The organism is Mesorhizobium sp. M0800 (assembly GCF_040320095.1).
Classification (GTDB): Bacteria; Pseudomonadota; Alphaproteobacteria; order Rhizobiales; family Rhizobiaceae; genus Mesorhizobium.
Genome location: NZ_JAMYOZ010000010.1, coordinates 118225 through 142378 on the forward strand (window position 1 = coordinate 118225; position 24154 = coordinate 142378).

Sequence of the window (24154 nt, forward strand, 5' to 3'; positions counted from 1 at the left end):
ACGTCAGTTGGCCGCGCGCAAACCCGAGTTGGCCGCGCGCAAACCCGTTATCTTCAACACGCCCAGTGCCACGAAGCACAGCACGACGACCGGGAAAATCATCCAGTTCAACATCTCCCAGCCCCAGGCATTGTAGACCGCCCCCGACATCAGCGAGGCGAAGGCGACGGAGCCGAACAGGACGAAATCGTGAAAACCCTGGACCTTGCCTTTTTCGGATGACTGGTAGCTGTCGGCCACCATGGCGGTGGCACCGATGAAGCTGAAGTTCCAGCCAAGGCCGAGCAGGATCAGCGCCGTCCAGAACTGCCACAGTGCCAACCCTGACAGCGCCACTATGGCGCAGCCAATCAGCAGCACCAGGCCGATGGCCACGATCCGCTCAGCGCCGAAGCGATAGATCAGCGACCCCGTGAAGAAGCTCGGCGCGAACATCGCCATCACGTGCCAGGAAATGCCGAGCGTGGCGTCGTCGGTCGAAAGGCCGCAGCCGACCATGGCCAGCGGCGCGCCGGTCATCACGAAGCTCATCAGCGCGTAGCTGCCGACGGCGCAAAACAGCGCCGCGACGAAGCGCGGCCTGGTGACGATTTCCGAGAGCGGCCGGGCGTCGCTGTCGGCGATTTCCACCTTGTCGGTTGCCTTGGCCGGGATGCGCAACAAAGAGAGAATGGCGGCGCCGACCGCCGCCAGCACCAGGATGGACGCAAACGAACCGGCAAACTTCACCGGCGAGAACAGATCGCCGGTGAAGATGACGATCTGCGGCCCGAGTATGGCGGTGACGATGCCGCCGGCCAGCACGAAGGAGATGGCACGCGCCTTGAATTCAGGCGGCGCATTGTCGGCGGCGGCAAAGCGGAATTGCTGGACGAAGGCGCCCCCGATCCCGATCACGGCCAAGCCGAAAGCGAACAGCCAGAAGCTGGCATGAAACAGCGCCAGCGTGGCGATCAGGCCGCCAAGCGCTGTCACCGCCGTGCCGGTCATGAAGCCGTCGCGCTGGCCGAGCCGGCGGATGATCGCCGCGGCCGGCAGGGAACCGAGCGCCACGCCGACATTGAAGCCGGTGATCGGCGCGGTTGCCAGCGACTTGTCAGCATCGAGCAGGTACTGCCCGGCCAATCCGCCCATGGAAATGGCGATGGGTGCGGCCGAGCCGATGATCGCCTGCGAGGCTGCGAGGATGAAGGCAGTGCGACGCGCTTCCTTGCCCGCCTCTACGGCGACGATAGCAGTCATGAGGCGTCCTTGCCGCGGCCCTCGCCACGCACCCGGCGCGACACGCGATCAAGCACCGCATTGACCAGTTTCGGCTCGTCTTCCTCGTAAAATGCCTTGGCGATGTCGACATATTCGGAGACGATGACCGCCACCGGCACGTCCTCGCGCTGCATCAGCTCGTAGACGCCGGCGCGCAATATGGCGCGCAATGTGGAATCGAGCCTCGACAGAGGCCAGTCCTCGGTCAGCGCCTGTCGGATGACTGGATCGATGGTCTTCTGGTGCTCGACGACGCCGGCAAGAATGGCGCGAAACCATTGCGCATCGGCTTCGCGATAGAGCGCGCCGTCGACTTCCTTGCCGAGCCTGAACGCCTCGTATTCGGCGGTGATCTCGAACACGCCGCTGCCGGCGACGTCCATCTGGTAGAGCGCCTGCACAGCGGCCAGACGGGCTGCACCGCGCTTGTTGGCATGGCGAACCGCAGGCTGGCCGGGCGAAGCGGGTTCGCTCACGTTCGCTCTCCCAGCTGTTCCTTTAGAGCGATCATGGTCAGCGCCGCACGCGCCGCAAAGCCGCCCTTGTCGCCTTCCGAACGCCTGGCCCGTGTCCAGGCCTGTTCGTCATTTTCGGTGGTCAGGATGCCGTTGCCGATGCAGACCGCATCCTGCACGGACAGGTCCATCAGGGCACGGCTGGATTCATTGGCGACGATATCGAAATGATAGGTGTCGCCGCGGACCACCGTGCCGAGGGCGACGAAGCCGTCATAGTTCGTCCCGCCTTCGGAGGCACCGTCGAGCGCGAAGGAAATCACCGCCGGGATTTCGAGCGAGCCCGGAACAGTGACGACATCGTATGTCGCGCCCGCTTCCTCGAGGGCCTTTGTCGCGCCTTCGAGCAACGCCTCGGCAAGGTCGTCGTGAAAGCGCGCCTCGATGACAAGAAGGTGGGCCTTCTTCTTCGGACGGATGAACGCTTTGCCGTGTTGGGATGTGCCTGCCATAGATGTCTCCGGGGATCGCCGGTGACTTAGGCCGAAGCCGGTTTGATCGCAAGCGGAAGATTGCCGAAGGAACTTTCAAGGCCAACTCGGCGGCGGTCGCATCAGGGAATGGGCTTTATGGACGAGCGCCTCAAAGCCCCTCTTTAGCCGCCTCCACCAGTCGCGCCGCGTAGCGGGCCATGGTGTCGATCTCGAGGTTGACGCGGTCGCCGACCTGTCGCTCGCCCCAGGTGGTGACGGTCAGCGAATGGTGGATCAACAGCACGTCGAAGCGGGTGCCCTCGACCTTGTTGACGGTGAGCGAAGTGCCGTCGAGCGCGACGGAACCCTTGGGGGCGATGAATTTGGCAAGGTCGCGCGGTGCTTCCAGGGTGAAGCGAACGGCGTCGCCTTCCTCCTTGCGCCCCACGATCTCGGCCATTCCGTCGATATGGCCTGAAACGATATGGCCGCCAAGCTCGTCGCCGATCTTCAGCGCCCGCTCCAGGTTGATGCGCGTGCCGGATTTCCAGCCCATCGCGGTCGTCAGCCTGAGGGCCTCTTCCCAGGCCTCGACCTCGAACCAACGTGCGTTGGCGCAGTCTTCCGGCAATCCCGTTACCGTCAGGCAGACGCCGCCGCACGAAATGGAAGCACCAATGGCAATGGTCTGCGGATCGTAGGCGGTGTCGATACGCAAACCGACGCCTTCCCTGAGCGGCTTCACGGCAGCGACGGTGCCGACATCGGTGACGATTCCAGTGAACATTAGTTTGGCCCCGTGAACATCAGTTCGGTCCTAGATGTCTCTTATCCATTCCGCATATGTATCTTCGCCGAAACGCATGTTGCGCAATTTGCGAAATCCCGGCGGGATATTGTTGGCATCGATCGGCGATACAATGCCGCCCCCGCTGATCGCGCCCGGCCCCTGAAACAGCACGATACGATCGACCAGTTGTTCGTCGAGGAACGCCTTGGCCACCCTCGCGCCGCCCTCGACCAGGACGCTGGCCATGCCGAGCGCCGCCAGGTCCTCGAGCAGTTCCGGCAACGCAATATCGCCTTCATAGGTCTCAGTACCGATGAAGCGAACGCCGGCGCGTTCGAGCGCGGCGCGCCGGTGCGGATCGGCCTCGGCGCAGGCAGCGACATAGAGCGGCACACGGTCGACGCCGGCGACCAGTTTCGAAGTCTCGGGTAGCCTGATCTGACGGTCGAGTACGATGCGCGCCGGCGAACGGCTCTCCAGTCCCGGAAGCCGAACCGTCAGCGCCGGATCGTCCTCCAATGCCGTGCCGATGCCGATCAATATGCCATCGGCTTCGGCGCGCATCAGATAGACTTCGCGCCGCGCAATATCGCCGGTGATGGAGACCTGTCCCTCGCCTTTCACGCCGATCTTGTTGTCGCTCGAAAGCGCAAGTTTCAGGATCACTTCCGGGCGTTTTTTCAGAGATCGAATTAAATAGCCGGCCATCTGCTCCGCAGCCTCGGCCGCCAACACTTTTTCCACCACTTCGACGCCGGCGGCACGCAAGATTGCATAGCCCTTGCCGGAAACACGAGGGTCCGGATCGCTGGCAGCGCCGACCACACGCGCCACGCCGGCACTGACCAGCGCATTGGCGCAAGGCGGCGTGCGGCCGTGATGGGCGCAGGGCTCCAGCGTTACATAGGCGGTGGCGCCGCGCGCCAGTTCGCCGGCCTCTGCCAAAGCCTCGGTCTCGGCATGCGGCCGGCCGCCGACGGCGGTGACGCCGCTGCCGACGATCATCGGCCCGTCGCCGTCATCGCGCACGATCAGCGTGCCGACGGAAGGGTTGGTCGAGGTCCGCCCGGCATTCTTGCGCGACAGCCTGAGGGCTGCCGCCATATAGCGGCGATCGAGGACCTCTCGCTCAGCCGTGCTGCGTTCGGACCCTGCCATGCTCAGCTGGCGTCCTCTTCGCTCTTCAGCTCTTCGCCCCTGGGCTCGTCGGTTTTGAGCTCGTCGCCTTTGAGTTCGCCCAACACGTCGTGGAAATCCTTGGCCTCGCGGAAATTGCGGTAGACGGAGGCAAAGCGCACATAGGCGACATCATCGAGCGACTTAAGCGCCTCCATGACCAGCCGGCCGACTTCCCCCGAGGCCACCTCGGTCTCGCCCGAGCTTTCGAGCTGGCGCACGATGCCGGTCACCGCGCGGTCGATGCGCTCCGGGTCGACGTTGCGCTTGCGTACCGCAATCTCGACCGAGCGCAGCAGCTTGTCGCGGTCGAACGGCACCTTGCGTCCCGACTTCTTCACTACGACGAGGTCGCGCAGTTGTACCCGCTCGAAAGTGGTGAAGCGGCCGCCGCAATCCGGGCAGACGCGCCGCCTGCGGATCGCTGCACCGTCTTCGGCAGGGCGCGAATCCTTCACCTGCGTATCTTCGGACTGACAGTAGGGACAGCGCATGGAGAGCCTTCGGTTCGCGATTCTCGTAGTGCGAACGGCTTAGAGGTTTTTGCCACGATGGCAAAGTATGGCCGATGACCGATTGCGCCTCAGAGATAGCGAGGCGCGAGGAAAATTGCGAGAGCGGCAATCAGTTGACAGCGGTCCGCCAATCAGGGCGCGACGTCGCCGGTCGGGAAGCCGCAAGACGTGCCGAGATAGCGATAGGCCTTGGTGAAGCCGTCCATCGATATGGTCGCGACCGGCTTGTCGGCGAAGCTGACATCGAGGGCGCTGGTGCGGCGCATGGCGCGCAGTACCGCGAGCGTGGTCTCGGACTTGTTGTCTATCATCCACTGTCCGTCGGCGATAACATGAAAACCGGCCTTGATCTTGTCGTTGACGTCGCGGAACACCGCCGGGATGTTGTCCCCCTTGGGCAAGTCACTGTTTCTCACGGCGATGATGAGGCTCGGATAGCCCTCGGGTGGCAGTACGTCGCCATTCGAGATGGCCAGCGTGAGGGTGCCGCTGGTGCCGTTTGCGTCGAAAAAGACCGTCGAGGCGGCGCAGGTCTTGCGCACATCCTCACCGGTGTTGACCTCGTCCATCGTGGTGGACCACCTGCCGAAGGTCTCTGTCTTGGGTGTTGCCGGGGTCGGCTCGGTCTGCGCCAAGGCTGCGCCGAGTAGCGGCGAGGTGGCTAAGGTGAGCAAGGCAGCGCCAACACCGGCGAAACGGAAAATTCGCATCATCATCAAGCGTCTCCGAGATGCAGCCGTGCGCCCAGTTGATCGGCGCCGTCACAGTTGGGGGAACGACGCCCTGCGTCAACCAAGATACGGGTAAAGCGGAAAACGATCCGTCAATGCCGCCACCTTGGCCTTCACGGTTGCCTCGACGGCCGCATTGCCCTCGTCGGAATTGGCGACCTTCAGTCCATCCAGCACTTCGGCGATCAGCTTGCCGATCTCGCGGAACTCGGCCTGACCGAAGCCGCGCGTGGTGCCGGCCGGCGTGCCGAGCCGAACGCCCGATGTCACGAAAGGCTTTTCCGGATCGAAGGGGATGCCGTTCTTGTTGCAGGTGATGTTGGCGCGGCCAAGGGCAGCCTCGGCGCGCTTGCCGGTGGCGTTCTTGGGACGCAGGTCGACCAACATCAGATGGTTGTCGGTGCCGCCGGAGACGATGTCGAGACCGGTTTCCTGCAGACTGGAGGCCAGCGCCTTGGCATTGGCGACGACGCTCTCCGCATAGATCTTGAAGCTCGGCTTCAGCGCCTCGCCCAGAGCCACCGCCTTGGCGGCGATCACATGCATCAGCGGTCCACCCTGCAGGCCGGGGAAGACGGCCGAATTCATCTTCTTGGCAATATCCTCGTCATTGCAAAGGATCATTCCGCCGCGCGGCCCGCGCAGCGATTTGTGCGTCGTGGTGGTGACCACATGGGCATGCGGCAGCGGCGACGGATGCATGCCGCCGGCGACCAGGCCGGCGATGTGAGCCATGTCGACCATCAGATAGGCACCGATCGAATCGGCGATCTCGCGAAAACGCTTCCAGTCCCAGACACGTGAATAGGCTGTGCCGCCGGCCAGGATCAATTTCGGCCTGGTCTCATGGGCGGTCTTCTCGATCGCATCCATGTCGAGCAGATGATCGTCCCGGCGCACGCCATAGGAGACGACCTTGAACCATTTGCCGCTCATATTGACCGGCGAGCCATGTGTCAGGTGTCCGCCGGAATTGAGGTCGAGGCCCATGAAGGTGTCGCCGGGCTGCAGCAACGCCAGGAACACCGCCTGGTTCATCTGGCTGCCGGAATTCGGCTGGACGTTGGCGAAGTTGCAGCCGAACAGCTTTTTCGCGCGTTCGATGGCCAGTTCCTCGGCGACATCGACGAATTGGCAGCCGCCATAGTAGCGCTTGCCCGGATAGCCCTCGGCATATTTGTTGGTCATGATCGACCCCTGTGCCTCGAGCACGGCACGCGAGACGATATTTTCCGAGGCAATCAGCTCGATCTCGTGGCGCTGGCGGCCGAGTTCGTTGCGGATTGCGCCGAAAATCTCGGGGTCGGCATCGGCAAGCGTGGTTTCGAAAAAGGATTCGAATTTGTTCGACACTGCCGCTGCTGTTGCCATGGGTTGAAATCCTCAAGGTTCGGGGTCTGTCGCGCCATTAACACAGTTGCTTTCGGCCCGCCACGTTTGCAGCGCGAAATTTGCTGGCCGGATTGCGCCAGAGAGACTGGCAGCCTCTATTTCCTTGCCTGCCGGCCCTTCAGCAGGGCCTCGGTGAGCGTGATCTCGGTGAACAGCGCCTGCATCGTATGGTCGTTAATCTGGCCGCTGCGAAACATTGCGCGAACCGCTGCGCGTTCGGCCTCAATGCCCGCCAGCCTCAATTCGAGCTCCAGCCGTCCGGCCTCGCGGGCCTCGGCGCGCGCCTCGTCGGCCTCGTCGGAGGCAGCGATGCGGCGACGGTAGCCGGCGACGATGCTGTCGGCGGCGGCAAGCCGGGCGCCGGGTATTTCCCCTTCATCGCCGTCGGTCGCGCCGGCCATGCTCTCGATGCGGGCGATGGCGGCCTTGGCCGCGCCCACGCGCGCAAGACGCTCCTCGGCAGCGCCAGGATCCTCGCCCGGCTCGACCAGCCCCCGTGCCACCTTGGGCAAGGCAAGGCTGGCAATGAGCAATGAGCAGATGATGACGCCTGCGGCGAGGAAGATCACCACGTCGCGCGCCGGAAAGGGCGAACCATTCGGCATGGCGAGCGGCAGCGACAGGATGCCGGCCAGCGTGATGGCGCCGCGCACGCCGGCAACAGAGCCGGCGATCCGGACGCGCAGCCCGAACGGCTCGGCCTTCTGCTCGCGTAATCGCGCCGAGACGCGCGTCGCGATGTCGCCGACCCAGATCCACAGGAAGCGCAGCCCGATCAGGCATAGTGTCAGCGCGACCACCGTGGCGATTGGCTGGATGACCGGATAGCGGCTGCCGAGCTCAGGCGGCACGTTGCCGATGATTTCGGGAAGCTGCAACCCGAGCAGGATGAACAGCGCGCCGTTGAAGACGAAGGATAGCGTCGTCCACAGCGATACGGTCTGTATGCGCGCCGAGACGCCGAGAAAGCGGAAAATCCCGGAGCCGCCGGTGAGCACTCCGGCCGTGACCGCCGCCAGAATGCCCGAGGCGCCGACATTCTCGGCGCCGAGATAGGCGATGAACGGCAGCAGGACCATGACCAGCACCTGCGCCTCGGCCGGCACGCCGCCGATACGGTTCAGCAATTGCAGCACCTTGGCGGCGACGAACAAGGCAGCCATGCCGGCCAGGATGCCGGCAACGACGGCATAGAGGAAAGTCACGGACGCCGCGACGAAGGAGAAGCTGCCGGTCAAGGCAGCTGCCACCGCAAAGCGGAACATCACGAGGCCCGACGCATCGTTGAGCAGCGCCTCGCCCTCCAGGATGTGCATCAGCCGGGCCGGGACCAGGCTCTTGTCGACGATCGAGGAGACGGCCACCGCATCCGTCGGGGACAGCACCGCAGCAAGTGCGAAAGCGACGACGAGCGGGATGCTCGGCACCAGCCAGTGCAAAGCGTAGCCGAAGCCGACAATGGTGAAGAAGACCAGCCCGATGGCGAGGTCGAGGATCGGCCCGCGCAGCGCGATCAGTTCGCGCTTGGGCGCACCATAGGCGTCGCTGAACAGCAGCGGTGGGATGAACACCAGCAGAAACAGCTCGGGATCGATCTCGACATGCATTCCGCGCACCGGCCAAGCCAGTGCCGCGCCGATGGCGATCTGCAGTACCGGCAGCGGCACCCGCACCGGCCGGACCAGCGCGCCCGAAACGGCGACGAAGATGAGCACGACCAGAATGAACATTGCGACATGCATGATGCGATTTCCGAATACGGCGCCGCGCGTTCTTTTGCCGGCGATCAGTCCAGCAAAGCTTGCCGCGAAAGACTCGGCAACGAAAAAGGCCGCCCTTCCGGCGGCCTTTTGCAAATGAGCTCAGCTGCTTAGAGCGCGGATGTGATCTGCAGCTCGTTGGCTCCGTCGAGGCCGTAAATGTCGTCACGGAACTGGACCACGCCCGGCCCTGTCGACCAAGCCGAGACGTAGAGAAAATAAACCGGCACCGGATTGGTGACCTGCACCGGCGTGTTCTCCCCGGTCTTGATCGCCGCCTCGAAATGCTGGCGATCCCAGCCCGGTGTGTCGCGCAGAATCCAGGTGACGAGGTCGCGCACGTTCTGAACCCGCACGCAGCCAGAGGAATCGAAGCGCATCAGCTTGCCGAACAGGCTCTGCTGCGGCGTGTCGTGCATGTAGACGCCGTCCGGGCTGGGGAAATTGATCTTGACCGAGGCCATCGCGTTGCCGGAACCGGGATCCTGGCGGAAGCGGTATTTGGCGGCATCGTCGGTCGACCAGTCGACCGTCATCGGGTCGACCTCGCTGCCGTCCGGCGCAAACAGGCGGATATGGCTATCCTTGAGATAGTTGGGGTCCTTCCGCATCAGCGGAATGATGTCCTTGCGCACGATCGAGACCGGCGCGTTCCAGTACGGATTGACGATGATTTCGTTGATCTTGGAATCGACGATCGGCGTCTGGCGATCGATCTTGCCGACGATTGCGGTGTGGCGCAGCACAACGCGGTCGTTCTCGACAGCCTCGATCTGCGCCGCCGGGATGTCGACCAGCACATAGCGGTTGCCAAGCGTGCCGGCCCGCTCACGCAGCCGTTGCAGATTGGTCTGGAGCTGACCGAGCCGAACCGGCGCCGACACGTTCATTGCCGCGAAAGTATATTTGCCCGTGGTTCCGTCGGCCGGCAAGCCGTGACGCAACTGGAAGCGCTTGAGCGCCGAGTCGACGTAAGAATCGAACGCTTCCGAGAGCCCGGCGCTCTGCGCCAGATCGCCCGATATCATCAAGCGCCTGCGCAGCGGCACCACATCGGGATCCTCGACGCCAAGCTGCAGCTTCTTGGTGTCTGGAACCTGCTCCCAGCCGCCTTGCGCGACGATATTCTGATACTGCATGATCGCCTGCTCGGTGAAGGACACCGTCTGCAGGCTGAAGATCGGCAGCGTCGAGGCAACCTTGCCGCCTTCGCTGGCACGCGCATCGAATTGGTCGTCCCAATTGCCGCGCGCCGAGGATTTCAGGATATCCCCGATCACATCCTGCGCACTGGCGCGGCCGGCGACCATTGCGGCTGCGAGCGCGGAGGCTCCTGAAAGGAAGAAACGGCGGCTGGTTCTCATGGACGTTCCAGACATTCTTGCTACAATTCAACCCACCGGGCGGTCTCGCCCGCACTCTAGAGTTGGCTTCTTAACAATTAGCCAACCATGGCCCGCATCACTTCGGTGTAAAACCACATGGGAAGTGACTTGAGCACAGGACAAATGCACGGCTTTGGCCCCAGCATCACCCGCATCTTCGGTTCCATTGGAATATGGCGGCAACGTGGCTGTTGCTCGAATTTGGATCGGCCGGCCTGACGAAACGGCAAGACCGGTGCTTTTCGGCACCGGCCTTTGGTCCACTCCGCGGCAGCACTTCCGTAGTCCAGCTTCAGATCTAGATGCGATTACATGCGGTAGGCGATGGTATCGTTCCAGAACCGATCCAGGCGCTGCAGGGCGCGGTTCATCTGCTTGAACTCCTCCGTGTTGATGCCGCCAACCTGCTCGATCGAACCGACATGGCGCTCGTAGAGGCCGGCGACGACTTCCGCCACCTCATTGCCCTTCGGCGTCAGCGAAACCCGCACCGAACGGCGGTCGATGCGCGAGCGCTGGTGGTTGATGAAGCCGAGATCGACCAGCTTCTTCAGATTGTAGGAGACATTCGAGCCGAGATAATAGCCGCGCGAGCGCAGTTCGCCGGCGGTCAGCTCCGAATTGCCGATGTTGAACAGGAGCAGCGCCTGGATGGCGTTGATGTCGGAGCGACCGTTGCGGTCGAATTCGTCCTTGATCACATCAAGCAGACGGCGATGCAGCCGCTCGACCAGCTGCAGCGATTCCATGTACAGCGAACGGATCGCCTCGCGGCGGTCATCGGATACGTTGGCGGTCTTCGCCGCCGGACGCGAATTGATCATTGTCTTTGCCTCTCGTTTGTCGCCCGGTGATTTTTTGTTCTTCACCTTGATCGCGACACTATCGAATACTCATAAAATTCGACTTAAACGCCAAGGCTAACAAGAGCTTACCGGTAAGGGGTTTCGAAAGAGGCTTAACGGACGGTCACCCGAGCAAGGATAATTAACCTAAAGATTTAGCCAACGATCCTGGCCGGAATTGCTATCGCCGGGCTTGCCGCTTCTGGATCCAGATCACCACGCGGAACACTATGTAGAGCAGCGCCACCGCAAGGTGCGAGGCGACGATCAGCGGCCGGTGGCCGAACAGCTCAGGGAAGCCGGCATACATGACGCTCTCGGTCACCGCGCAGATGAACCAGATCACCGGCCCCCAGGACGCCAGCATCCAGAGGCCGGCGGCAGCGAATGGAAAAAACACGGCCAGCACCACCGCCGCCACCTGCCAGTGCACCGGCATCAGGTCGAAGCGCCACAACGGGCCGGGGTAAAAGCCGATCAGCCGGATCCAGTACAAGATGCCGAACAGCAGACAGTAGCCGGCGATGACGCGCTGGAACCAGGCGAAGATGACCTCGATCGTCGAGGGCTGCAGCACTACGCGTCTCGAGGCCACGTCGCTCACAGCTTCAATTCCCGCTCGCCGAGCGGTGCGAAATAGGCGTCGACATCGACGGCGCGGACCTTATCGATACCTGCCGGCCGCCATTGCGGCGTCGAGCCCTTGTCGATGATGGCGGCGCGGATACCTTCATAGAAGTCGTGCCCGGCAAGCATGCGGTTGAGGATACGGAACTCCATTTTCATGCACTCGTCCATCGACAACGTCTGCCCGGCGCTGATCTGGCGCCATGCAACATGCAGGCTGGTCGGTGAACGTGTGCGGATGGTGGCCAGCGTCTTTGCCGCGAACTCGTCGGCAGCGGCTGCCCGCTCCAGGCTGGCGACGATATCGGCCAGCGACGGCTGCGCGAAATGCCGGGCGATGGCTTCCAGCGTCGGCCTGTCGGTCTCGCGCCTGGCCGGGACGAAGCAGCCGCGCAGCACCGATTCCGGGTCGCCGCTTTCCGCCAGACGGTCGAGGAGGCCGGCCTGGTCCTCCGCCTTGATCGTATGGGTGGCCAGGCCCGACCACAAAGCATCGCCATAGCGGATGCGGTTGCCGGTCAGCGCCAGATACATGCCGAAGCTGCCGCCGAGATCCGGCAACAGATGGCTGGCGCCGACATCCGGGAAAAAGCCGATGCCGACCTCGGGCATGGCAAACTGGGCGTTCTCGGTCAGCACTCGCTGCGAGCCATGGAAGGAGATACCTACGCCGCCGCCCATGACGATGCCGTCGATCACCGCGACATAGGGTTTCTTGAAGCGGGCGATGCGGGCATTCAGCCGGTATTCATCGGCGAAGAAATCGACCGGAGGCCTTCCTGCGCGGCCGGCTTCGTAGATGTGGAGGATGTCGCCGCCCGCCGAAAATGCCCTGCCCTCGGCCTTGACGACGACAACGTCGACGCCGTCGTCGCGCTCCCAACTGCGCAGCGCCTTGTCCAGCGCCTTGACCATGCGGTGGGTTACGGCATTGAGCGCCTGCGGCCGCGTCAGCGTGACGACGCCGGCCCTGCCCAATCTTTCGAAGCGAATCTCGTCGCCTCCGCCAAAATCCATCGCCAGAGAATCCCTCCCGCGTCCCGCCGGGAGTGAAGTGCTAAAGCGTGGCGCATGGCCGCGTCAATGGCGGCGGCCAATCCGCTGCTTGGTCGTCGGCGTCACCCAGTGCTAATGCTGGCGTTTTGAACTGGAAGGTTGAACCATGCCTTGGTTGCCGCGCCTTGCTGTTGTGGTGGTCGGCCTGATCGCTGCGAACACTCCTCCCGTATCGGCCGAAACCGTCGACGAGCTCTATCAATCGCAGACCATCGTCACCGGCCAGGGCGAGGTCAACAGGCAGATCGGTTTCAAGGCCTGCCTCGATGCGGTGCTGGTTCGTGTGTCCGGCGATCAGCGGCTGCCGAAGAGAACTGAGATGGCGGCGCTGCGCGACAAGGCCGGCAGCTTCGTTGCCGAATTCCGCTATCGCGACCGTCTCGAAGGCATTCCGGTCCATGACGAACAGGGCACCCATGACCGGCCGCACGATCTCACTTGTCTGTACAGGCCTGACGTTATCGATCCGGTGCTTGCCGCGCTCGCAGCAAACCATGGCTTGGCGAGCGGCCACACCTGGCAATTTTCCTGGCGGCGGAGCAAGGCACAAGGCAGTTCGCGCTGACCGCCGACGATGAGCGCGGGGCGGCGATGCGCGAATCGTTCGTCAACGCCACCGGTCCGCTGGTCATGCGGATTGTGTTTCCCGAAGCGTCGCTGCTATCGGCCTCGAAGCTTAACGACCAGGCCCTGCGCCATGCCGATATCACGACGCTGGACCAGCTTGCCAGGAAGGCCGGAGCCGACCAGGCGCTCGCCGGCAGTATCGTCTGGAGCGACAAGGAACTGGGCTGGATAGCCGACTGGCGGCTTGCCTTGAATGGCAAGAGCTACAATTGGCAAGTGCGCGGCGTCAGCTTCGACGAGGCATTCCGCGTCGCCATGCGGGGTGCTGCGCAGATCCTGTCGGGCAATGGCCAACCAGAATAGCGCCCGACAGGACCGCTGGCACAATCGTGTCGCATTGGTCAGCAGCGGAGGCTCGTGGTAAAAGCCGCCTGATCCGGAGTTTTTGCGATGAACAAATTCACCCCTGCAAAGCCTGCCGGCGCGCGCAGCGTCGACGAGATCACCGGCAGCCGGCGGCTGCGGCGCATGCGCAAGGCCGATTGGTCGCGCCGCCTTGTCCAGGAGAACCGGCTCTCGGTCGACGATCTGATCTGGCCGATCTTTGTCGTCGACGGCAGACAAGTGCGCGAACCGATCGCCGCCATGCCCGGCGTGTTCCGCCTGTCGCTCGACCTCGCCGTCAAGGAGGCTGAGCGCGCGGCCAAACTTGGCATTCCGGCGATCGCCACTTTCCCCAATGTCGAGCTCGGCCTGCGCGATCAGACCGGTTCGCACATCCTCGATCCGGAAAACGTCATCAACCGTGCCACCCGCGCCATCAAGCACGCAGTGCCGGAGATCGGCATCATCACCGACGCCGCGCTTGACCCGTTCACCTCGCATGGCCATGACGGCATCTTGCGCGAAGGCATTATCGTCAATGATGAAACGGTGGAGCAAGTGACGGCGGCGGCCGTCATCCAGGCGGCGGCGGGGGCCGACATCATTGCCCCCTCGGACATGATGGACGGCCGTATCGGTGCCATCCGCGATGCGCTCGACGCCAATGGGTTTCAGGATGTTGCGATCATGTCCTATGCGACCAAGTTCGCATCCGCTTTTTACGGCCCCTATCGTGAGGCGGTCGGCACCGCCGGCCTGCTCAAGGGCGACAAGAAGACCTATTATATCGATCACGCCAATTCCGACGAAGCGGTGCGCGAGGCCGAGCAGGATCTAGCCGAGGGCGCCGACATGCTGATGGTCAAGCCCGGCCTGCCCTATCTCGACATCATCCGCCGGCTGAAGGACGAGTTGCAGATGCCGACCTTCGCCTATCAGGTCTCGGGCGAATATTCGATGATCAAGGCCGCCGCCGCCAATGGCTGGATCGACGGCGAAAAGGCGATGCTGGAATCGCTGCTCGCCTTCAAGCGCGCCGGCTGCGACGGGATTCTCACCTACTTTGCGCCCGAAGTGGCGGCGATGCTCAAGGGGTGATGCGCCTTTGTAGCGTCTACATCGAGCAGTGTTCGTTCGTCCAAAGCGCGACATGGAACGCCGCAGGACATCGCTTCAAGTTTACGCTGCCCCTCGTTGCCCTGCCGGGCATTTCTCCCCGTAAAGTGGCAGGGAGAAAGACGCGTTCGTAAAAGATTTCACCAATCTCCAGCGTTGCAAAAACATCGACGTTGCGGCCAGCCCCTTCTCCCCGTCACTATACAGGGAGAAGCTGCCGGCAGGCGGATGACGGGCGGCGCCGACATTGAGATTGGTTATTCCAACATGATTTGGAAGCGATTGCCCCGCCGGCGATTCAAAATACCGCTTGCAAAATGCAATCAGTTAAGCTACCCCAATAACTGCTTGCATCTCACAATTGGTTATCGAGGAGGCTCTCATGTCCAAACTTCGCGTCAGCGCTTTCACCTTGTCGATCGACGGCTTCGGCGCCGGTCCCGACCAAGACCTGAAGAACCCGCTGGGTGTTGGCGGGGAAGCCCTGCACGAATGGATGTTCGGCACCCGCACCTTCCGCAAGATGGTCCTCGGCAAGGATGGCGGGACCACGGACACTGACGAGGCGTTCGCTGCGCGCAGCTTCGAAAATATCGGCGCGTGGATCCTCGGCCGCAACATGTTCGGGCCGATCCGCGGCGAATGGCCGGATGACAGCTGGAAAGGCTGGTGGGGTGACAACCCACCCTACCACGTGCCGGTCTTCGTGCTCACGCACCATGCGCGTGATCCCATTGTCATGGAGGGCGGCACGACCTTCTATTTCGTGACCGGCGGCATCCACTCAGCGCTGGAGAAGGCGAAGGCAGTGGCTGACGGTAAGGATGTACGGCTGGGCGGCGGCGTTTCCACGATCCGGCAATATCTCAAGGAAAAGCTCATCGACGAAATGCATCTGGCGATCTCACCGGTCCTGCTAGGAGCCGGCGAGAGCCTTTTTGCCGGCATCGACATGCCCAAGCTCGGCTATCGCTGCAGCGAGCAGGTCGCGACGCCGAAGGCCACGCATGTCATCATCGAGCGCACCTAGCTTGTTGCAGGGGGCCGCCACTGAGGCAGCGCCTTCCTCGCTCGTTTACTCAGTATTTCTCCGGCACATACAGCTCGCGCGGCAGTACCTGGCGCTCGTATTCGGGATTGAAGACGCGCTCCGGCAGTGTGATCTCTTCGTGCGGCACCTCCTCATAGGGCATCTGCTTGAGCAGATGGTCGATGCAGTTCAGCCGTGCCCGCTTCTTGTCGTTGCCCTCGACGATGAACCACGGGGCTTCCGGAATATTGGTGCGGGCGAACGTTTCTTCCTTGGCCTTGGTGTACTGCTCCCAGCGCACGCGCGACTGGAGGTCCATCGGCGACAGTTTCCATTGCTTCATCGGGTCATGGATGCGCATCAAAAAGCGCATCTGCTGCTCCTCGTCAGTGATCGAAAACCAGTATTTGACAAGCGTAATGCCTGAGCGGACCAGCATGCGTTCGAAATCCGGAACGTCGCGGAAGAACTCCTCGACCTGATCCGGCTGGGCAAAGTCCATCACCCGCTCGACGCCCGAGCGGTTGTACCAGGAGCGGTCGAACAGCACGATCTCGCCGCCGGCCGGCAGATGCGGAACGTAGCGCTGGAAATACCATTGCGACTTCTCGCGCTCGGTCGGCGCCGGAAGGGCTGCGACGCGGCAGATGCGCGGATTAAGCCTCTGGGTGATGCGCTTGATAACACCACCCTTGCCCGCCGAGTCGCGGCCCTCGAAAACCACGACGAGCTTCTTCTTGTGATAGGCGACCCAGGATTGTAGCTTGATCAATTCGGATTGCAGCGTGATGAGATTGCGAAAATACTGCAGGCGGTCGATCGATGGCGGATGCGCATTCTTGTAGATCTTGGCGATCTCCATCGACAGCGCCGGCTCCGAGATTTCCAGCTCATAGTCTTCATCGAGCGTGTCGGCGAGTTCCGCTTCCAGCCAGTCCCTGGCCGGGGAATTCTGTTTATCTCGGTCATTTGCGCTGCTCCGCTTACAGGCCTTGCCGGCCGCTGTCAGGCGCTCTGCCGCCCGGCCCGGCGGCCGGAGATCGAAGCGCTGGACCGATGTTAGTATAGGCCGGCAATGACGGTTTTATTGCAGCCACTGCTGCGCTGGCTGTGCGTTTCAATCCGCAAGATGTGATCGAGCTTGCCCTGCGGAACGGGCGACAAGCGGAACGAATTATCCTACAAATAGCCGGTTCATTGAGGGCTGTCGTCTGCAACGCCCTTTCCCGATAAATTGTGAGGATACGACATGGAATACCGCACTCTCGGCCGTTCCGGGCTGAAGGTTTCGACGCTGACCATGGGCACCATGACGTTCGGCGGCGGCGGCGCGTTTTCGGCGGTCGGCAAGACCGACCTCGACGAGGCGCGCCGGATGATCGACCTTTGCATCGATGCCGGCGTCAATGTCATCGACACCGCCAACGTCTATTCGAACGGCGTGTCGGAAGAGATCATCGGCGAAGCGCTCGGCGGCAAGCGCAAGGGCGACGTGCTGATCGCCTCCAAGGCGCGCATGCGGATCGGCAAGGGCCCCAACGATGAAGGCTTGTCGCGCTACCATCTGATCCGCGAATGCGAGAGAAGCCTGAAGCGCCTCAGGACCGATGTCATCGACATCTATTTCCTGCACGAGTGGGATGGCCTGACACCGCTTGAGGAAACCATCGCCGCGCTCGACACGCTGGTCGCGCAGGGCAAGGTCCGTTATGTCGGCTGCTCCAATTATTCCGGCTGGCAAGTTATGAAGGGGCTGGGGATCAGCGACCGTCATCACCAGCCGCGCTTCGTCACCCAGCAGATCCACTACACGCTGGAAGCCCGCGAGGCCGAGTATGAATTGTTGCCGATCTCGGTCGACCAGGGGCTCGGCGTGCTGGTCTGGAGCCCGCTTGCCGGCGGGTTGCTGTCCGGCAAATACCACCGTGACCAGCCGACCGCCCGCCAGCTCAGCGGCTGGTCGGAACCGCCGATCCGCGACGAGGACCGGCTGTGGCGGATCGTCGACGTGCTGATCGATATCGGCAAGAACCACGGTGTGTCGGCAGCGCAAGTGGCGCTTGCCTGGCTGCTCGGCCGGCCCGCTGTCAGTTCGCTGGTGATCGGCGGACGAACCGAAGCGCATTTCAAAGACAATATCGCCGCTGCAAGCCTGGTGCTTGGCGATGAGGAGCGCACACGCCTCGATGCGGTCAGCAGGCCGCCCGTGCTCTATCCCTACTGGCACCAGCAGTTCACCGCAAAGGACCGGTTCGGTCCGGCCGATCTCGTCCTCGACCGCGACGGCGCCTGAAAAGCCGGGCTCTCCGGACTGCGCCGAGATATGGAGCCCGATCGTGCCTTGCGGTGTTGTGTTTGCGGTCCAATGCTCCTAGGCAGAGGCCAAGCACAATGAAAGGAAACGATATGGCACGAGCACCGAACTACGGTCAGGAACGCAAGGAACGCGACCGGCAGAAGGCTGCCAAGAAGGCGGAAAAGCAGGCTGCCAAGGTCGCAGCCAAGGAGCGATCGAAGCCCGAGGGCGAGAGCGAGTCCCAACCCAAAACCGAAACGACCGAGTGATGACGCCCGGCCTGTCAGGCGGTCCGGGCCTCGGTCAAACCCCACTATGCCTCAGGCGGGCGCCTTGTCGCTAACGAAGACGTTCACTTCACGAGCGGCGGCAATGAAGGCCCGTCTTGCGGTCATGGCCGGCTTGTCGCCGGCCAGCGCATCATGACAGGCTTGCAACGCTTCGCGGTGCTTGGGGCTGCGCTTGCCGGGCCAATTGTTGAGGAGGTAGTCGGAAGCCTCGCGGGCCGTACGCAAGAGCAGATTGCTTCCCGCCGCGCCCTTGACGGTCACGGGTGTGTCAAATCGGTTGTTTTCCATCGCCGCTCTTACGCCATCGGCATTTGCGAAGCGAGACCGAAAGTAGCATTCTTCGCTCATCTGTGCTTTTCGTGATCAATGGCAGCCGACCCTCACTCAAGCGACGACGGCAAATCCCCGGGCGCGCAGGCCGCGCCGGTCGTTGCGCAGCGACGTCACCAGCCGGTCGCGGCTGCCGATGATATGGGCCGAAAGCAGGCGGGCGGCGCTATCGGCATCGCCGGCCCGCACCGCCGACAGAATGGCATGGTGTTCGGCCCAGGCACGGCCGAGCGCTGCCTCGTCGCGAACCTCGAGCCAGCGGGCGCGCGACAGGCGTGTCATCACGTCGCGAACCGCTCTGAACAGGAACTCGTTGCCGGATAGACGCGCCAACTCGATATGAAAATCCCTGCCGACGCGATGCCATTCCTCGCGCGGCGTCTTGTCGTCGCAAGAATCGAGCATCGCCTCGATGATTTCGACGGCACTTCTGTCCTGCAAGGTGCAAGTTAGTCTAAGTGCCGCGACCTCGACCGCCTCGCGATAGACGGCGATCTGCTCCAGCTCGGCAAGATTGATTGGCGAGACCGTCCAGCCGCGGCCGTCGCGGCAGATCAGGCCTTCAGTCTCGAGCCGCAGCAATGCCGCCCTGACCGGCGTGCGCGATGCGCCGAAGCGGCTTTCGACCCAGCGCTCCGTCAGCCGCTCGCCGGGACCGATCTCGAGCCCGAGGATCATCTCGCGAAGCTGCTTTTCGACGTTCTGCATCTGCGACATTGGCGTTCCGTTCAGGTCATTTGTTCCGGCAATCGGATCACTGGCCGGCGTTGGCCGATCACGCCGGCCTTTGTCGATCATGTTTGAGAGGCCCGCATTGACAGCGACGGGGCTTGCGTTCATGACAGATACCAGCTTGGTATCCCAAATTGGTATCCGTAGCAAGTTTCATGCAAGCTGGCCGGACAGGACATGACATGCCGCAAGACGCCGCCCTCGCCATGCAAGGCACGCACAACGTCCACTGGCGCCGCAATCTCGCCGTGTGTTTTGCCGGCTCGTTCAGCACGCTTGTAGCGATGACGCTGCTGTTGCCCTTCCTGCCGCTTTACATCGAGCAGCTGGGCGCCGAGGGCCATGCGGCGATCGTGCAGTGGTCGGGCATCGCCTACGGCGCCACCTTCCTTGCTGCCGCGCTGGTCGCGCCCCTGTGGGGGCGGCTAGGCGACCGCTACGGCCGCAAACTGATGCTGGTGCGAGCCAGTTTCGGCATGGCGCTGTGTATGTCGCTGACCGGCATGGTGCAGACCGTCTGGCAATTGGTGCTCTTGCGCCTGCTGATCGGCTTTGCCGGCGGCTATTCTTCGGGCTCGACCATCCTGGTTGCCATGCAGACGCCGAAGGATCGCTCCGGCTGGGCGCTGGGCGTGCTGTCGGCCGGAATCACGGCCGGTGCCCTGGTCGGTCCGCTGCTTGGCGGCGCGCTGCCGCCGCTGATTGGCATCCGCGCCACATTCCTGCTCGCCGGCGGCGTCATTTTCCTGGCTTTTCTGGCAACCACCTTGCTGATCAAGGAGGCCCCTCGCCCGGTTGCCGCCAAGGCCGCGTCAGAAGAAAAAGTGAAAGACGGCTGGTCGCAGATTCCCGACAAGCGCCCCGTCGTCGCCATGCTGGCGACCGGCATGCTGTTGAGTTTCGCCACCATGTCGATCGAGCCGATCATCACCGTCTATGTCCAGCAGCTCATCGAAGATCAGAGCCAGGTCACGCTGGTCTCCGGCATCGTCATGTCCGCGGCAGCGCTCGGCGCCATTCTGTCGGCGTCGCGGCTCGGCAAGCTCGCCGACCGTATCGGCCACTGGAACGTCATCGTAGCCGCACTCGCCGTCTCGGCGCTGCTGCTGATCCCGCAGGCCTTCGTTACCCAGGGCTGGCAACTCGTCGGCCTGCGTTTCCTGATGGGCCTGGCGCTTGGCGGTCTTTTGCCCTGCATCACCAGCGTCATCCGCCACAATGTGCCCGACGGGGTCGGCGGCAACGTGCTGGGCTTGTCGATCTCGGCGCAATATGTCGGGCAGGTCGCCGGACCGTTGCTCGGCGGCTTCGCCGGCGGCCATTTCGGTATGCGCTCGGTGTTTCTCGGCACATCCATTCTGATGGCGGGCGGAGCGGCCTATAACTGGCTGGTCCAGTCGCGCCGCGAACGCGACATGCTGGCGGAAGCCGGCAAATCCTGACACGGTTCGCGGCACTATCTCAGGCGGTCGCCAGGAATCACGGAGGCGTGGAAATGAGCACGGATGAACACGCGGCAGGCGGCCGCATTCTGGTTCTTGCCGGCGGCCTATGCGGCGCAACCGGCGTGGCGCTTTCGGCGGCGGCGGCACATCTCGGCGGCGCTTTCGTCGGTACGGCCGCATCCTTCCTGCTCTTGCATGCGCCGGTCTTCCTTACCGTCGGGCTGCTCGGTGGCAATAGCATCCTGCGAACCGGAAGCCTCATCCTTCTCGTTGGGCTTCTGCTATTCTCGGGAGATCTTTTGGCCCGCGACTTCCTTGGCTCGCGGCTGTTCCCGATGTCGGCGCCGATCGGCGGCACGTTGCTCATCGGCGGCTGGCTGATGATGGCCGCCTCGGCGCTGGTGCGCCCGCGCCGCCATTGATGCGGCAACCAGTGGCGGCCGCTGCTCCTTCGCCAGCCGCCCTCGATCCACGAGCTCTGTCTTGCCAGCTCAGTCTCGCGGACGTTCGGGCCGGACTTGGCCATCGCTGTTGGTCGTCTTGACTACACGCCGCCGCTCCGGCCGTTCGGTGGCCGGCGAGATGCCCCAATAATTGCGATAGATGTCTTCGAACAGATGCTTGATCGGGTGCATGGTTTAATCTCCTCTAGTTTTTTGAATCGATCCAATCAGCGGGCATAAAAATAGGCCACCGATCAGCTCCGCTTGCGTCCTACGAGGAAACCCAGGTCGCGAATCCACGGACCGGTCCTGTCTCGCCGCTTCCGGGCCTCCGCGCTCGAACGGATGCTCCAGTCGTTCCGGTAAATGTCCTCGAACAGATAATTGACGGGGTGCATGGCGCTCTCCTCTTGTATCGATCCAATCTGGGGACGAAAAACGCTCTTGGATCGATTCAAAGAATACGCATCGCACCACAAGTGTCAAGCAAAAATTTGAATCGATCCAACGAAGGTGTTAGGTATTCGGCGATACTGTTGGACCAGAGTCCCGGAGACAAACAAATGGCATCACTCACCGAAGGCAGGAGGCCCATCCGGCTGGCGGACATCGCCAAAGCCGCGGGCGTATCACACGGCACTGCCTCCAATGTCTTCAGCCGTCCCGAAATCGTCCGCGAGGAAGTCCGCGAGCGGGTCAAGGCGGCGGCCGACGCGCTGGGCTACGCCGGCCCCGATCCAAAGGGCCGCCTGCTGCGCGCCGGCAAGGTCAATGCGATCGGCGTCGCCACAACCGAGCCGCTGTCCTATTTCTTCGACGACCCCTTTGCGCGCGTGATGATGGCCGGCATCTCGGAGGCATGCGACGCCACCGGCGCGGGAATAGCCCTCGTGTCGGCCGGCAACGAGGAAAAACTTGCCTGGAATATCCAGAGCGCCCTGGTCGACGGCTTCATCCTGTTCTGCATCGAGGGCGGTCCGCGCCTCGTCGAGCTGACGCGCGAACGCAAGCTCCCCTTCGTCGCGCTCGAGCTCGGCTCGCAGGACGACACGGTCTCGGCTATCAGTATCGACAATGCTGCCGGCGGCCGGCTCGCGGCGCGTCATCTGGCGGAACTTGGACATCGCCGCTTCGCCGTGTTGTCGCTGGCCTTCGCCGACGACAGCACTGGTCTTGTCTCGCCCGAGCAGGTCCGGACGGCGTCCTATACCGGGACCCGTGACCGCCTCCTCGGCTATTTCGAAGAGCTTTCCCGGTTTGGTGTCGACACCGCCAAAGTGCCGGTCTACGAGACCGAAAACGACAGGGCGAGCACAAGGGCTGGTCTCGAAACCATCTTCGCCTCGGCGGAACCGCCGACCGCCATCCTGGCGATGTCGGACCGGATCGCGATGGTCGCATTGGAATGGCTCAACGCACGGGGCATCGCGGTTCCCCGCGATGTTTCCGTCGTCGGCTTCGACGGCGTGCCTGAAGCCGCAATTTGCGAGCCTCCGCTCACCACCATCGCCCAGCCGATCGCCGAGATCGGCCGCCGGGCAGCGCGAAGAATCCTCGACTTCGACGGCACGGTGCGGCGAGAAACGCTCGATGTCGAACTTGTCGTCAGGGCATCTTCCGGACCGCCGCCAGGTACAGGCTGACTGGGCAGATCGGCTCCAAATCTTATCTATTGGCCGCCATGGGACCGATGCCAAAGGATGGACGGACAGGCGGCGCCTCGTTGCGGACCGGCTTGCCCTTGCCGGACCAGCCGATGGCGGACAGCCATTCCAGATAGAAGGCGAGCGCGAACTGCATGGCGATGCCGGCGGCGAGCAGCAGACTGTCATAGGCAAAGCCGCCCGGGTTGACCAGCTTCATCACCTGCGCCGCCATGGCAATCACCGTGCCGGCAATGAAAACCGGCAGCGAGCGTTTGCCCAATATGGCGAGCGGATTGTCGCGGCCGGTGCGGAACAGGGTCGAGACGAAGGGCAAGGCGACGACCAGATAGCTTATCGCCAGGATGTGCAGCAGCCGCGGCAACGACAGGAACGTCTTGTCGAAACCGGTCAGCACCACCGGCAGGTCGAGCCACGACACATGCCCCCACAGCGGGCTGTGCACCCAGACGAGCGCCGTCAGCACATAGGCGGCGGCCGCGCCGACCAGCCAGCGATTGACAGGGATGGTGCCGCCGCGCCGCACATGCAACACGCTGGCCATGCCGATATTGAACAGCAATTGCCATGACAGCGGATTGAGGAACCAGAAGCCGGGCTCCGGGTAGTTCGGCGGCGCGATCTGGTAGATTCCGGCAACCAGCCAAAGGGCTGCGGATACTGCAAGCGCGGCCAGTGGCCTGTAGCTGATGAACAGCAGGAAGACCGGCGCCATCAACAGCAGCGCCGCATAGACCGGCAGTATGTTGTTGTAACCGAGCTGATGGCCGAGCGTGACGATGCCAACCAGGACTTGTGGCGGGTTCCTGACGAGCGGCTCGATGTTGATCAGCGTCAGAAGGTCCGGCCGTTTCGCAAACACCGCCGCCGCGCAGAAGATGGCCATGACCACCATCGTCGTGACGATGTGGGTGACATAGAGCACGCCGGCGCGGCGCCACATTTTCAGCGTTGCAATCAGCCGGTTTCCCGGCTGGAACTTAGTGCCGTAGGCGAGAGCGACGGACATGCCGGAGATCAGCACGAAGGCCTCGGCCGCATCTGAAAACCCGAAATTCTTGTAGGTCAGGGTTTCGAACACGGTGCCCGGCACGTGGTCGACGAATATGGTCAGGAGGGCGAGAGCCCGGAACACATCAATACGCGTATCGCGTTCCGGCGAAACTGGCATGGTCATCGATAAAAGGCCTTAAAGCTGGTTGTTCATGCCCGGCATGCGATCCCTCGGGCGACCACCCGGCGCACACTGCTTCGATCCCCCCGCGGGGATTATATCGGCAAAGAAACGGACTGAAATGCGCCCGGTTCAATCAACTTTCGCGGAGCTTGAAAATATTCCGTTTTGAAGCCGGCAAATTAACGAAAGTAACGCGGAATCAAAAGGATGTG

The 24154-nt window shown here is 62.9% G+C and carries 28 protein-coding genes; 10 read left to right on the top strand and 18 right to left on the bottom strand.

From position 1 onward, the window contains the following. Positions 1-3: 3 nt before the first annotated feature. The 9 genes from NKI18_RS15200 to NKI18_RS15240 form a co-directional block, all read right to left on the bottom strand. Positions 4-1242 carry an MFS transporter gene (locus tag NKI18_RS15200; RefSeq protein ID WP_353019966.1) on the bottom strand — a complete coding sequence of 413 codons (1239 nt, stop codon included), beginning with the start codon at positions 1240-1242 and terminating at the stop codon, positions 4-6. Beyond that, a complete protein-coding gene (gene nusB, locus NKI18_RS15205; protein WP_352449306.1) occupies positions 1239-1739 on the bottom strand; it encodes a transcription antitermination factor NusB in 501 nt (166 codons plus the stop codon). The genes NKI18_RS15200 and nusB overlap by 4 nt, the downstream gene beginning before the upstream one ends. Beyond that, positions 1736-2230: a 6,7-dimethyl-8-ribityllumazine synthase gene (ribH, locus tag NKI18_RS15210; RefSeq protein WP_352619234.1), complete on the bottom strand. Its 495-nt coding sequence runs from the start codon at positions 2228-2230 to the stop codon at positions 1736-1738. Before ribH ends, nusB begins: the two co-directional genes overlap by 4 nt. A gap of 130 nt (positions 2231-2360) precedes the next feature. Further along, positions 2361-2978, bottom strand: a complete 618-nt coding sequence (locus tag NKI18_RS15215) for a riboflavin synthase (RefSeq protein WP_352619236.1) — start codon at positions 2976-2978, stop codon at positions 2361-2363. A 30-nt stretch (positions 2979-3008) separates the two neighbouring features. Next, positions 3009-4139, bottom strand: coding sequence for a bifunctional diaminohydroxyphosphoribosylaminopyrimidine deaminase/5-amino-6-(5-phosphoribosylamino)uracil reductase RibD (gene ribD, locus NKI18_RS15220; protein WP_352619238.1), 1131 nt, complete (start codon positions 4137-4139; stop codon positions 3009-3011). A gap of 2 nt (positions 4140-4141) precedes the next feature. Continuing rightward, complete coding sequence (gene nrdR, locus NKI18_RS15225; protein WP_023674492.1) at positions 4142-4651, bottom strand: transcriptional regulator NrdR; 510 nt, start codon at positions 4649-4651, stop codon at positions 4142-4144. Positions 4652-4803: 152 nt separating this feature from the next. Next, a complete protein-coding gene (locus tag NKI18_RS15230) occupies positions 4804-5388 on the bottom strand; it encodes an invasion associated locus B family protein (RefSeq protein WP_352456579.1) in 585 nt (194 codons plus the stop codon). 72 nt (positions 5389-5460) lie between these two features. After that, entirely contained in the window at positions 5461-6774 is a 1314-nt protein-coding gene (gene glyA, locus NKI18_RS15235) for a serine hydroxymethyltransferase (protein WP_352449301.1), read from the bottom strand. A 116-nt stretch (positions 6775-6890) separates the two neighbouring features. Continuing rightward, positions 6891-8537, bottom strand: a complete 1647-nt coding sequence (locus NKI18_RS15240; RefSeq protein WP_353019969.1) for a Na+/H+ antiporter — start codon at positions 8535-8537, stop codon at positions 6891-6893. On the opposite strand from NKI18_RS15240, the gene NKI18_RS15245 reads away from it, so the two are divergent. Next, positions 8532-8669 (top strand): hypothetical protein, encoded by a 138-nt coding sequence (locus tag NKI18_RS15245; RefSeq protein WP_352621075.1) that lies wholly within the window; start codon positions 8532-8534, stop codon positions 8667-8669. The genes NKI18_RS15240 and NKI18_RS15245 overlap by 6 nt on opposite strands. Here the strand turns inward: NKI18_RS15245 and NKI18_RS15250 are convergent. The 4 genes from NKI18_RS15250 to NKI18_RS15265 all read right to left on the bottom strand — a co-directional run bounded on the left by NKI18_RS15250 (position 8666) and on the right by NKI18_RS15265 (position 12429). Continuing rightward, complete coding sequence (locus NKI18_RS15250; protein ID WP_352621073.1) at positions 8666-9919, bottom strand: L,D-transpeptidase family protein; 1254 nt, start codon at positions 9917-9919, stop codon at positions 8666-8668. The two genes, NKI18_RS15245 and NKI18_RS15250, sit on opposite strands and share 4 nt — an antisense overlap. Positions 9920-10248: 329 nt before the next feature. Further along, on the bottom strand, positions 10249-10764 hold the full coding sequence (gene ldtR, locus NKI18_RS15255) for a transcriptional regulator LdtR (protein ID WP_023674486.1): 516 nt from the start codon (positions 10762-10764) through the stop codon (positions 10249-10251). 202 nt (positions 10765-10966) lie between these two features. Continuing rightward, complete coding sequence (locus NKI18_RS15260) at positions 10967-11389, bottom strand: DUF6163 family protein (RefSeq protein ID WP_352621071.1); 423 nt, start codon at positions 11387-11389, stop codon at positions 10967-10969. Then, positions 11386-12429 carry an enoyl-CoA hydratase/isomerase family protein gene (locus NKI18_RS15265; protein ID WP_352621069.1) on the bottom strand — a complete coding sequence of 348 codons (1044 nt, stop codon included), beginning with the start codon at positions 12427-12429 and terminating at the stop codon, positions 11386-11388. Before NKI18_RS15265 ends, NKI18_RS15260 begins: the two co-directional genes overlap by 4 nt. A gap of 145 nt (positions 12430-12574) precedes the next feature. Between NKI18_RS15265 and NKI18_RS33395 the strand changes: the two genes are divergently transcribed. The 4 genes from NKI18_RS33395 (at position 12575) to NKI18_RS15280 (ending at position 15565) form a co-directional block, all read left to right on the top strand. Beyond that, positions 12575-13033 (top strand): DUF8605 domain-containing protein, encoded by a 459-nt coding sequence (locus tag NKI18_RS33395; RefSeq protein ID WP_502900701.1) that lies wholly within the window; start codon positions 12575-12577, stop codon positions 13031-13033. Between the two features lie 26 nt (positions 13034-13059). Continuing rightward, positions 13060-13398 carry a hypothetical protein gene (locus NKI18_RS33400; protein ID WP_502900702.1) on the top strand — a complete coding sequence of 113 codons (339 nt, stop codon included), beginning with the start codon at positions 13060-13062 and terminating at the stop codon, positions 13396-13398. 87 nt (positions 13399-13485) lie between these two features. Further along, entirely contained in the window at positions 13486-14517 is a 1032-nt protein-coding gene (gene hemB / locus NKI18_RS15275; protein WP_352501508.1) for a porphobilinogen synthase, read from the top strand. Positions 14518-14917: 400 nt separating this feature from the next. Beyond that, complete coding sequence (locus NKI18_RS15280; protein WP_352621067.1) at positions 14918-15565, top strand: dihydrofolate reductase family protein; 648 nt, start codon at positions 14918-14920, stop codon at positions 15563-15565. 49 nt (positions 15566-15614) lie between these two features. Here the strand turns inward: NKI18_RS15280 and ppk2 are convergent, their stop codons facing one another. Continuing rightward, the gene (gene ppk2, locus NKI18_RS15285; protein WP_352621085.1) at positions 15615-16496 is read right to left on the bottom strand and encodes a polyphosphate kinase 2; all 882 of its coding nucleotides are present in this window, start codon (positions 16494-16496) and stop codon (positions 15615-15617) included. 318 nt (positions 16497-16814) lie between these two features. On the opposite strand from ppk2, the gene NKI18_RS15290 reads away from it, so the two are divergent. After that, positions 16815-17858, top strand: a complete 1044-nt coding sequence (locus NKI18_RS15290) for an aldo/keto reductase (protein ID WP_352621065.1) — start codon at positions 16815-16817, stop codon at positions 17856-17858. Between the two features lie 113 nt (positions 17859-17971). Next, positions 17972-18130 (top strand): hypothetical protein, encoded by a 159-nt coding sequence (locus tag NKI18_RS15295; protein ID WP_352621063.1) that lies wholly within the window; start codon positions 17972-17974, stop codon positions 18128-18130. Positions 18131-18181: 51 nt separating this feature from the next. On the opposite strand, the gene NKI18_RS15300 is transcribed toward NKI18_RS15295, so the two are convergent. Then, positions 18182-18412 (bottom strand): DUF982 domain-containing protein, encoded by a 231-nt coding sequence (locus NKI18_RS15300; RefSeq protein WP_502900703.1) that lies wholly within the window; start codon positions 18410-18412, stop codon positions 18182-18184. Between the two features lie 123 nt (positions 18413-18535). Further along, entirely contained in the window at positions 18536-19198 is a 663-nt protein-coding gene (locus tag NKI18_RS15305) for a GntR family transcriptional regulator (RefSeq protein WP_352571474.1), read from the bottom strand. A gap of 197 nt (positions 19199-19395) precedes the next feature. Here NKI18_RS15305 and NKI18_RS15310 point away from each other — a divergent pair, with 197 nt between their 5' ends. Further along, complete coding sequence (locus tag NKI18_RS15310; protein WP_352621059.1) at positions 19396-20655, top strand: multidrug efflux MFS transporter; 1260 nt, start codon at positions 19396-19398, stop codon at positions 20653-20655. A gap of 53 nt (positions 20656-20708) precedes the next feature. Beyond that, positions 20709-21080 carry a DUF423 domain-containing protein gene (locus NKI18_RS15315; RefSeq protein WP_023674474.1) on the top strand — a complete coding sequence of 124 codons (372 nt, stop codon included), beginning with the start codon at positions 20709-20711 and terminating at the stop codon, positions 21078-21080. Positions 21081-21149: 69 nt separating this feature from the next. Here NKI18_RS15315 and NKI18_RS15320 read toward each other — a convergent pair whose 3' ends face one another. After that, positions 21150-21293, bottom strand: coding sequence for a hypothetical protein (locus NKI18_RS15320; protein WP_023674473.1), 144 nt, complete (start codon positions 21291-21293; stop codon positions 21150-21152). 371 nt (positions 21294-21664) lie between these two features. Between NKI18_RS15320 and NKI18_RS15325 the strand changes: the two genes are divergently transcribed. Beyond that, positions 21665-22744 (top strand): LacI family DNA-binding transcriptional regulator, encoded by a 1080-nt coding sequence (locus tag NKI18_RS15325; protein WP_352621057.1) that lies wholly within the window; start codon positions 21665-21667, stop codon positions 22742-22744. Positions 22745-22766: 22 nt separating this feature from the next. Here NKI18_RS15325 and NKI18_RS15330 read toward each other — a convergent pair whose 3' ends face one another. Next, positions 22767-23942: an OpgC family protein gene (locus NKI18_RS15330; protein ID WP_352621055.1), complete on the bottom strand. Its 1176-nt coding sequence runs from the start codon at positions 23940-23942 to the stop codon at positions 22767-22769. Positions 23943-24154: the final 212 nt, after the last annotated feature.

What these genes read in the sequence shown, in the direction of transcription:
- NKI18_RS15305 (WP_352571474.1), bottom strand. Translation starts at nt 19,198, where the DNA reads ATGTCGCAGATGCAGAACGTCGAAAAGCAGCTTCGCGAGATGATCCTC.
- ribH (WP_352619234.1), bottom strand. Translation starts at nt 2,230, where the DNA reads ATGGCAGGCACATCCCAACACGGCAAAGCGTTCATCCGTCCGAAGAAG.
- NKI18_RS15230 (WP_352456579.1), bottom strand. Translation starts at nt 5,388, where the DNA reads ATGATGATGCGAATTTTCCGTTTCGCCGGTGTTGGCGCTGCCTTGCTC.
- NKI18_RS15215 (WP_352619236.1), bottom strand. Translation starts at nt 2,978, where the DNA reads ATGTTCACTGGAATCGTCACCGATGTCGGCACCGTCGCTGCCGTGAAG.
- NKI18_RS15250 (WP_352621073.1), bottom strand. Translation starts at nt 9,919, where the DNA reads ATGAGAACCAGCCGCCGTTTCTTCCTTTCAGGAGCCTCCGCGCTCGCA.
- glyA (WP_352449301.1), bottom strand. Translation starts at nt 6,774, where the DNA reads ATGGCAACAGCAGCGGCAGTGTCGAACAAATTCGAATCCTTTTTCGAA.
- nrdR (WP_023674492.1), bottom strand. Translation starts at nt 4,651, where the DNA reads ATGCGCTGTCCCTACTGTCAGTCCGAAGATACGCAGGTGAAGGATTCG.
- NKI18_RS15310 (WP_352621059.1), top strand. Translation starts at nt 19,396, where the DNA reads ATGCCGCAAGACGCCGCCCTCGCCATGCAAGGCACGCACAACGTCCAC.
- NKI18_RS15330 (WP_352621055.1), bottom strand. Translation starts at nt 23,942, where the DNA reads ATGACCATGCCAGTTTCGCCGGAACGCGATACGCGTATTGATGTGTTC.
- NKI18_RS15240 (WP_353019969.1), bottom strand. Translation starts at nt 8,537, where the DNA reads ATGCATGTCGCAATGTTCATTCTGGTCGTGCTCATCTTCGTCGCCGTT.
- NKI18_RS15325 (WP_352621057.1), top strand. Translation starts at nt 21,665, where the DNA reads ATGGCATCACTCACCGAAGGCAGGAGGCCCATCCGGCTGGCGGACATC.
- NKI18_RS15320 (WP_023674473.1), bottom strand. Translation starts at nt 21,293, where the DNA reads ATGCACCCGATCAAGCATCTGTTCGAAGACATCTATCGCAATTATTGG.
- ldtR (WP_023674486.1), bottom strand. Translation starts at nt 10,764, where the DNA reads ATGATCAATTCGCGTCCGGCGGCGAAGACCGCCAACGTATCCGATGAC.
- hemB (WP_352501508.1), top strand. Translation starts at nt 13,486, where the DNA reads ATGAACAAATTCACCCCTGCAAAGCCTGCCGGCGCGCGCAGCGTCGAC.
- ribD (WP_352619238.1), bottom strand. Translation starts at nt 4,139, where the DNA reads ATGGCAGGGTCCGAACGCAGCACGGCTGAGCGAGAGGTCCTCGATCGC.
- NKI18_RS15280 (WP_352621067.1), top strand. Translation starts at nt 14,918, where the DNA reads ATGTCCAAACTTCGCGTCAGCGCTTTCACCTTGTCGATCGACGGCTTC.
- NKI18_RS15265 (WP_352621069.1), bottom strand. Translation starts at nt 12,429, where the DNA reads ATGGATTTTGGCGGAGGCGACGAGATTCGCTTCGAAAGATTGGGCAGG.
- NKI18_RS15245 (WP_352621075.1), top strand. Translation starts at nt 8,532, where the DNA reads ATGCATGATGCGATTTCCGAATACGGCGCCGCGCGTTCTTTTGCCGGC.
- NKI18_RS15200 (WP_353019966.1), bottom strand. Translation starts at nt 1,242, where the DNA reads ATGACTGCTATCGTCGCCGTAGAGGCGGGCAAGGAAGCGCGTCGCACT.
- NKI18_RS33395 (WP_502900701.1), top strand. Translation starts at nt 12,575, where the DNA reads ATGCCTTGGTTGCCGCGCCTTGCTGTTGTGGTGGTCGGCCTGATCGCT.
- NKI18_RS15290 (WP_352621065.1), top strand. Translation starts at nt 16,815, where the DNA reads ATGGAATACCGCACTCTCGGCCGTTCCGGGCTGAAGGTTTCGACGCTG.
- NKI18_RS15295 (WP_352621063.1), top strand. Translation starts at nt 17,972, where the DNA reads ATGGCACGAGCACCGAACTACGGTCAGGAACGCAAGGAACGCGACCGG.
- NKI18_RS33400 (WP_502900702.1), top strand. Translation starts at nt 13,060, where the DNA reads ATGCGCGAATCGTTCGTCAACGCCACCGGTCCGCTGGTCATGCGGATT.
- NKI18_RS15315 (WP_023674474.1), top strand. Translation starts at nt 20,709, where the DNA reads ATGAGCACGGATGAACACGCGGCAGGCGGCCGCATTCTGGTTCTTGCC.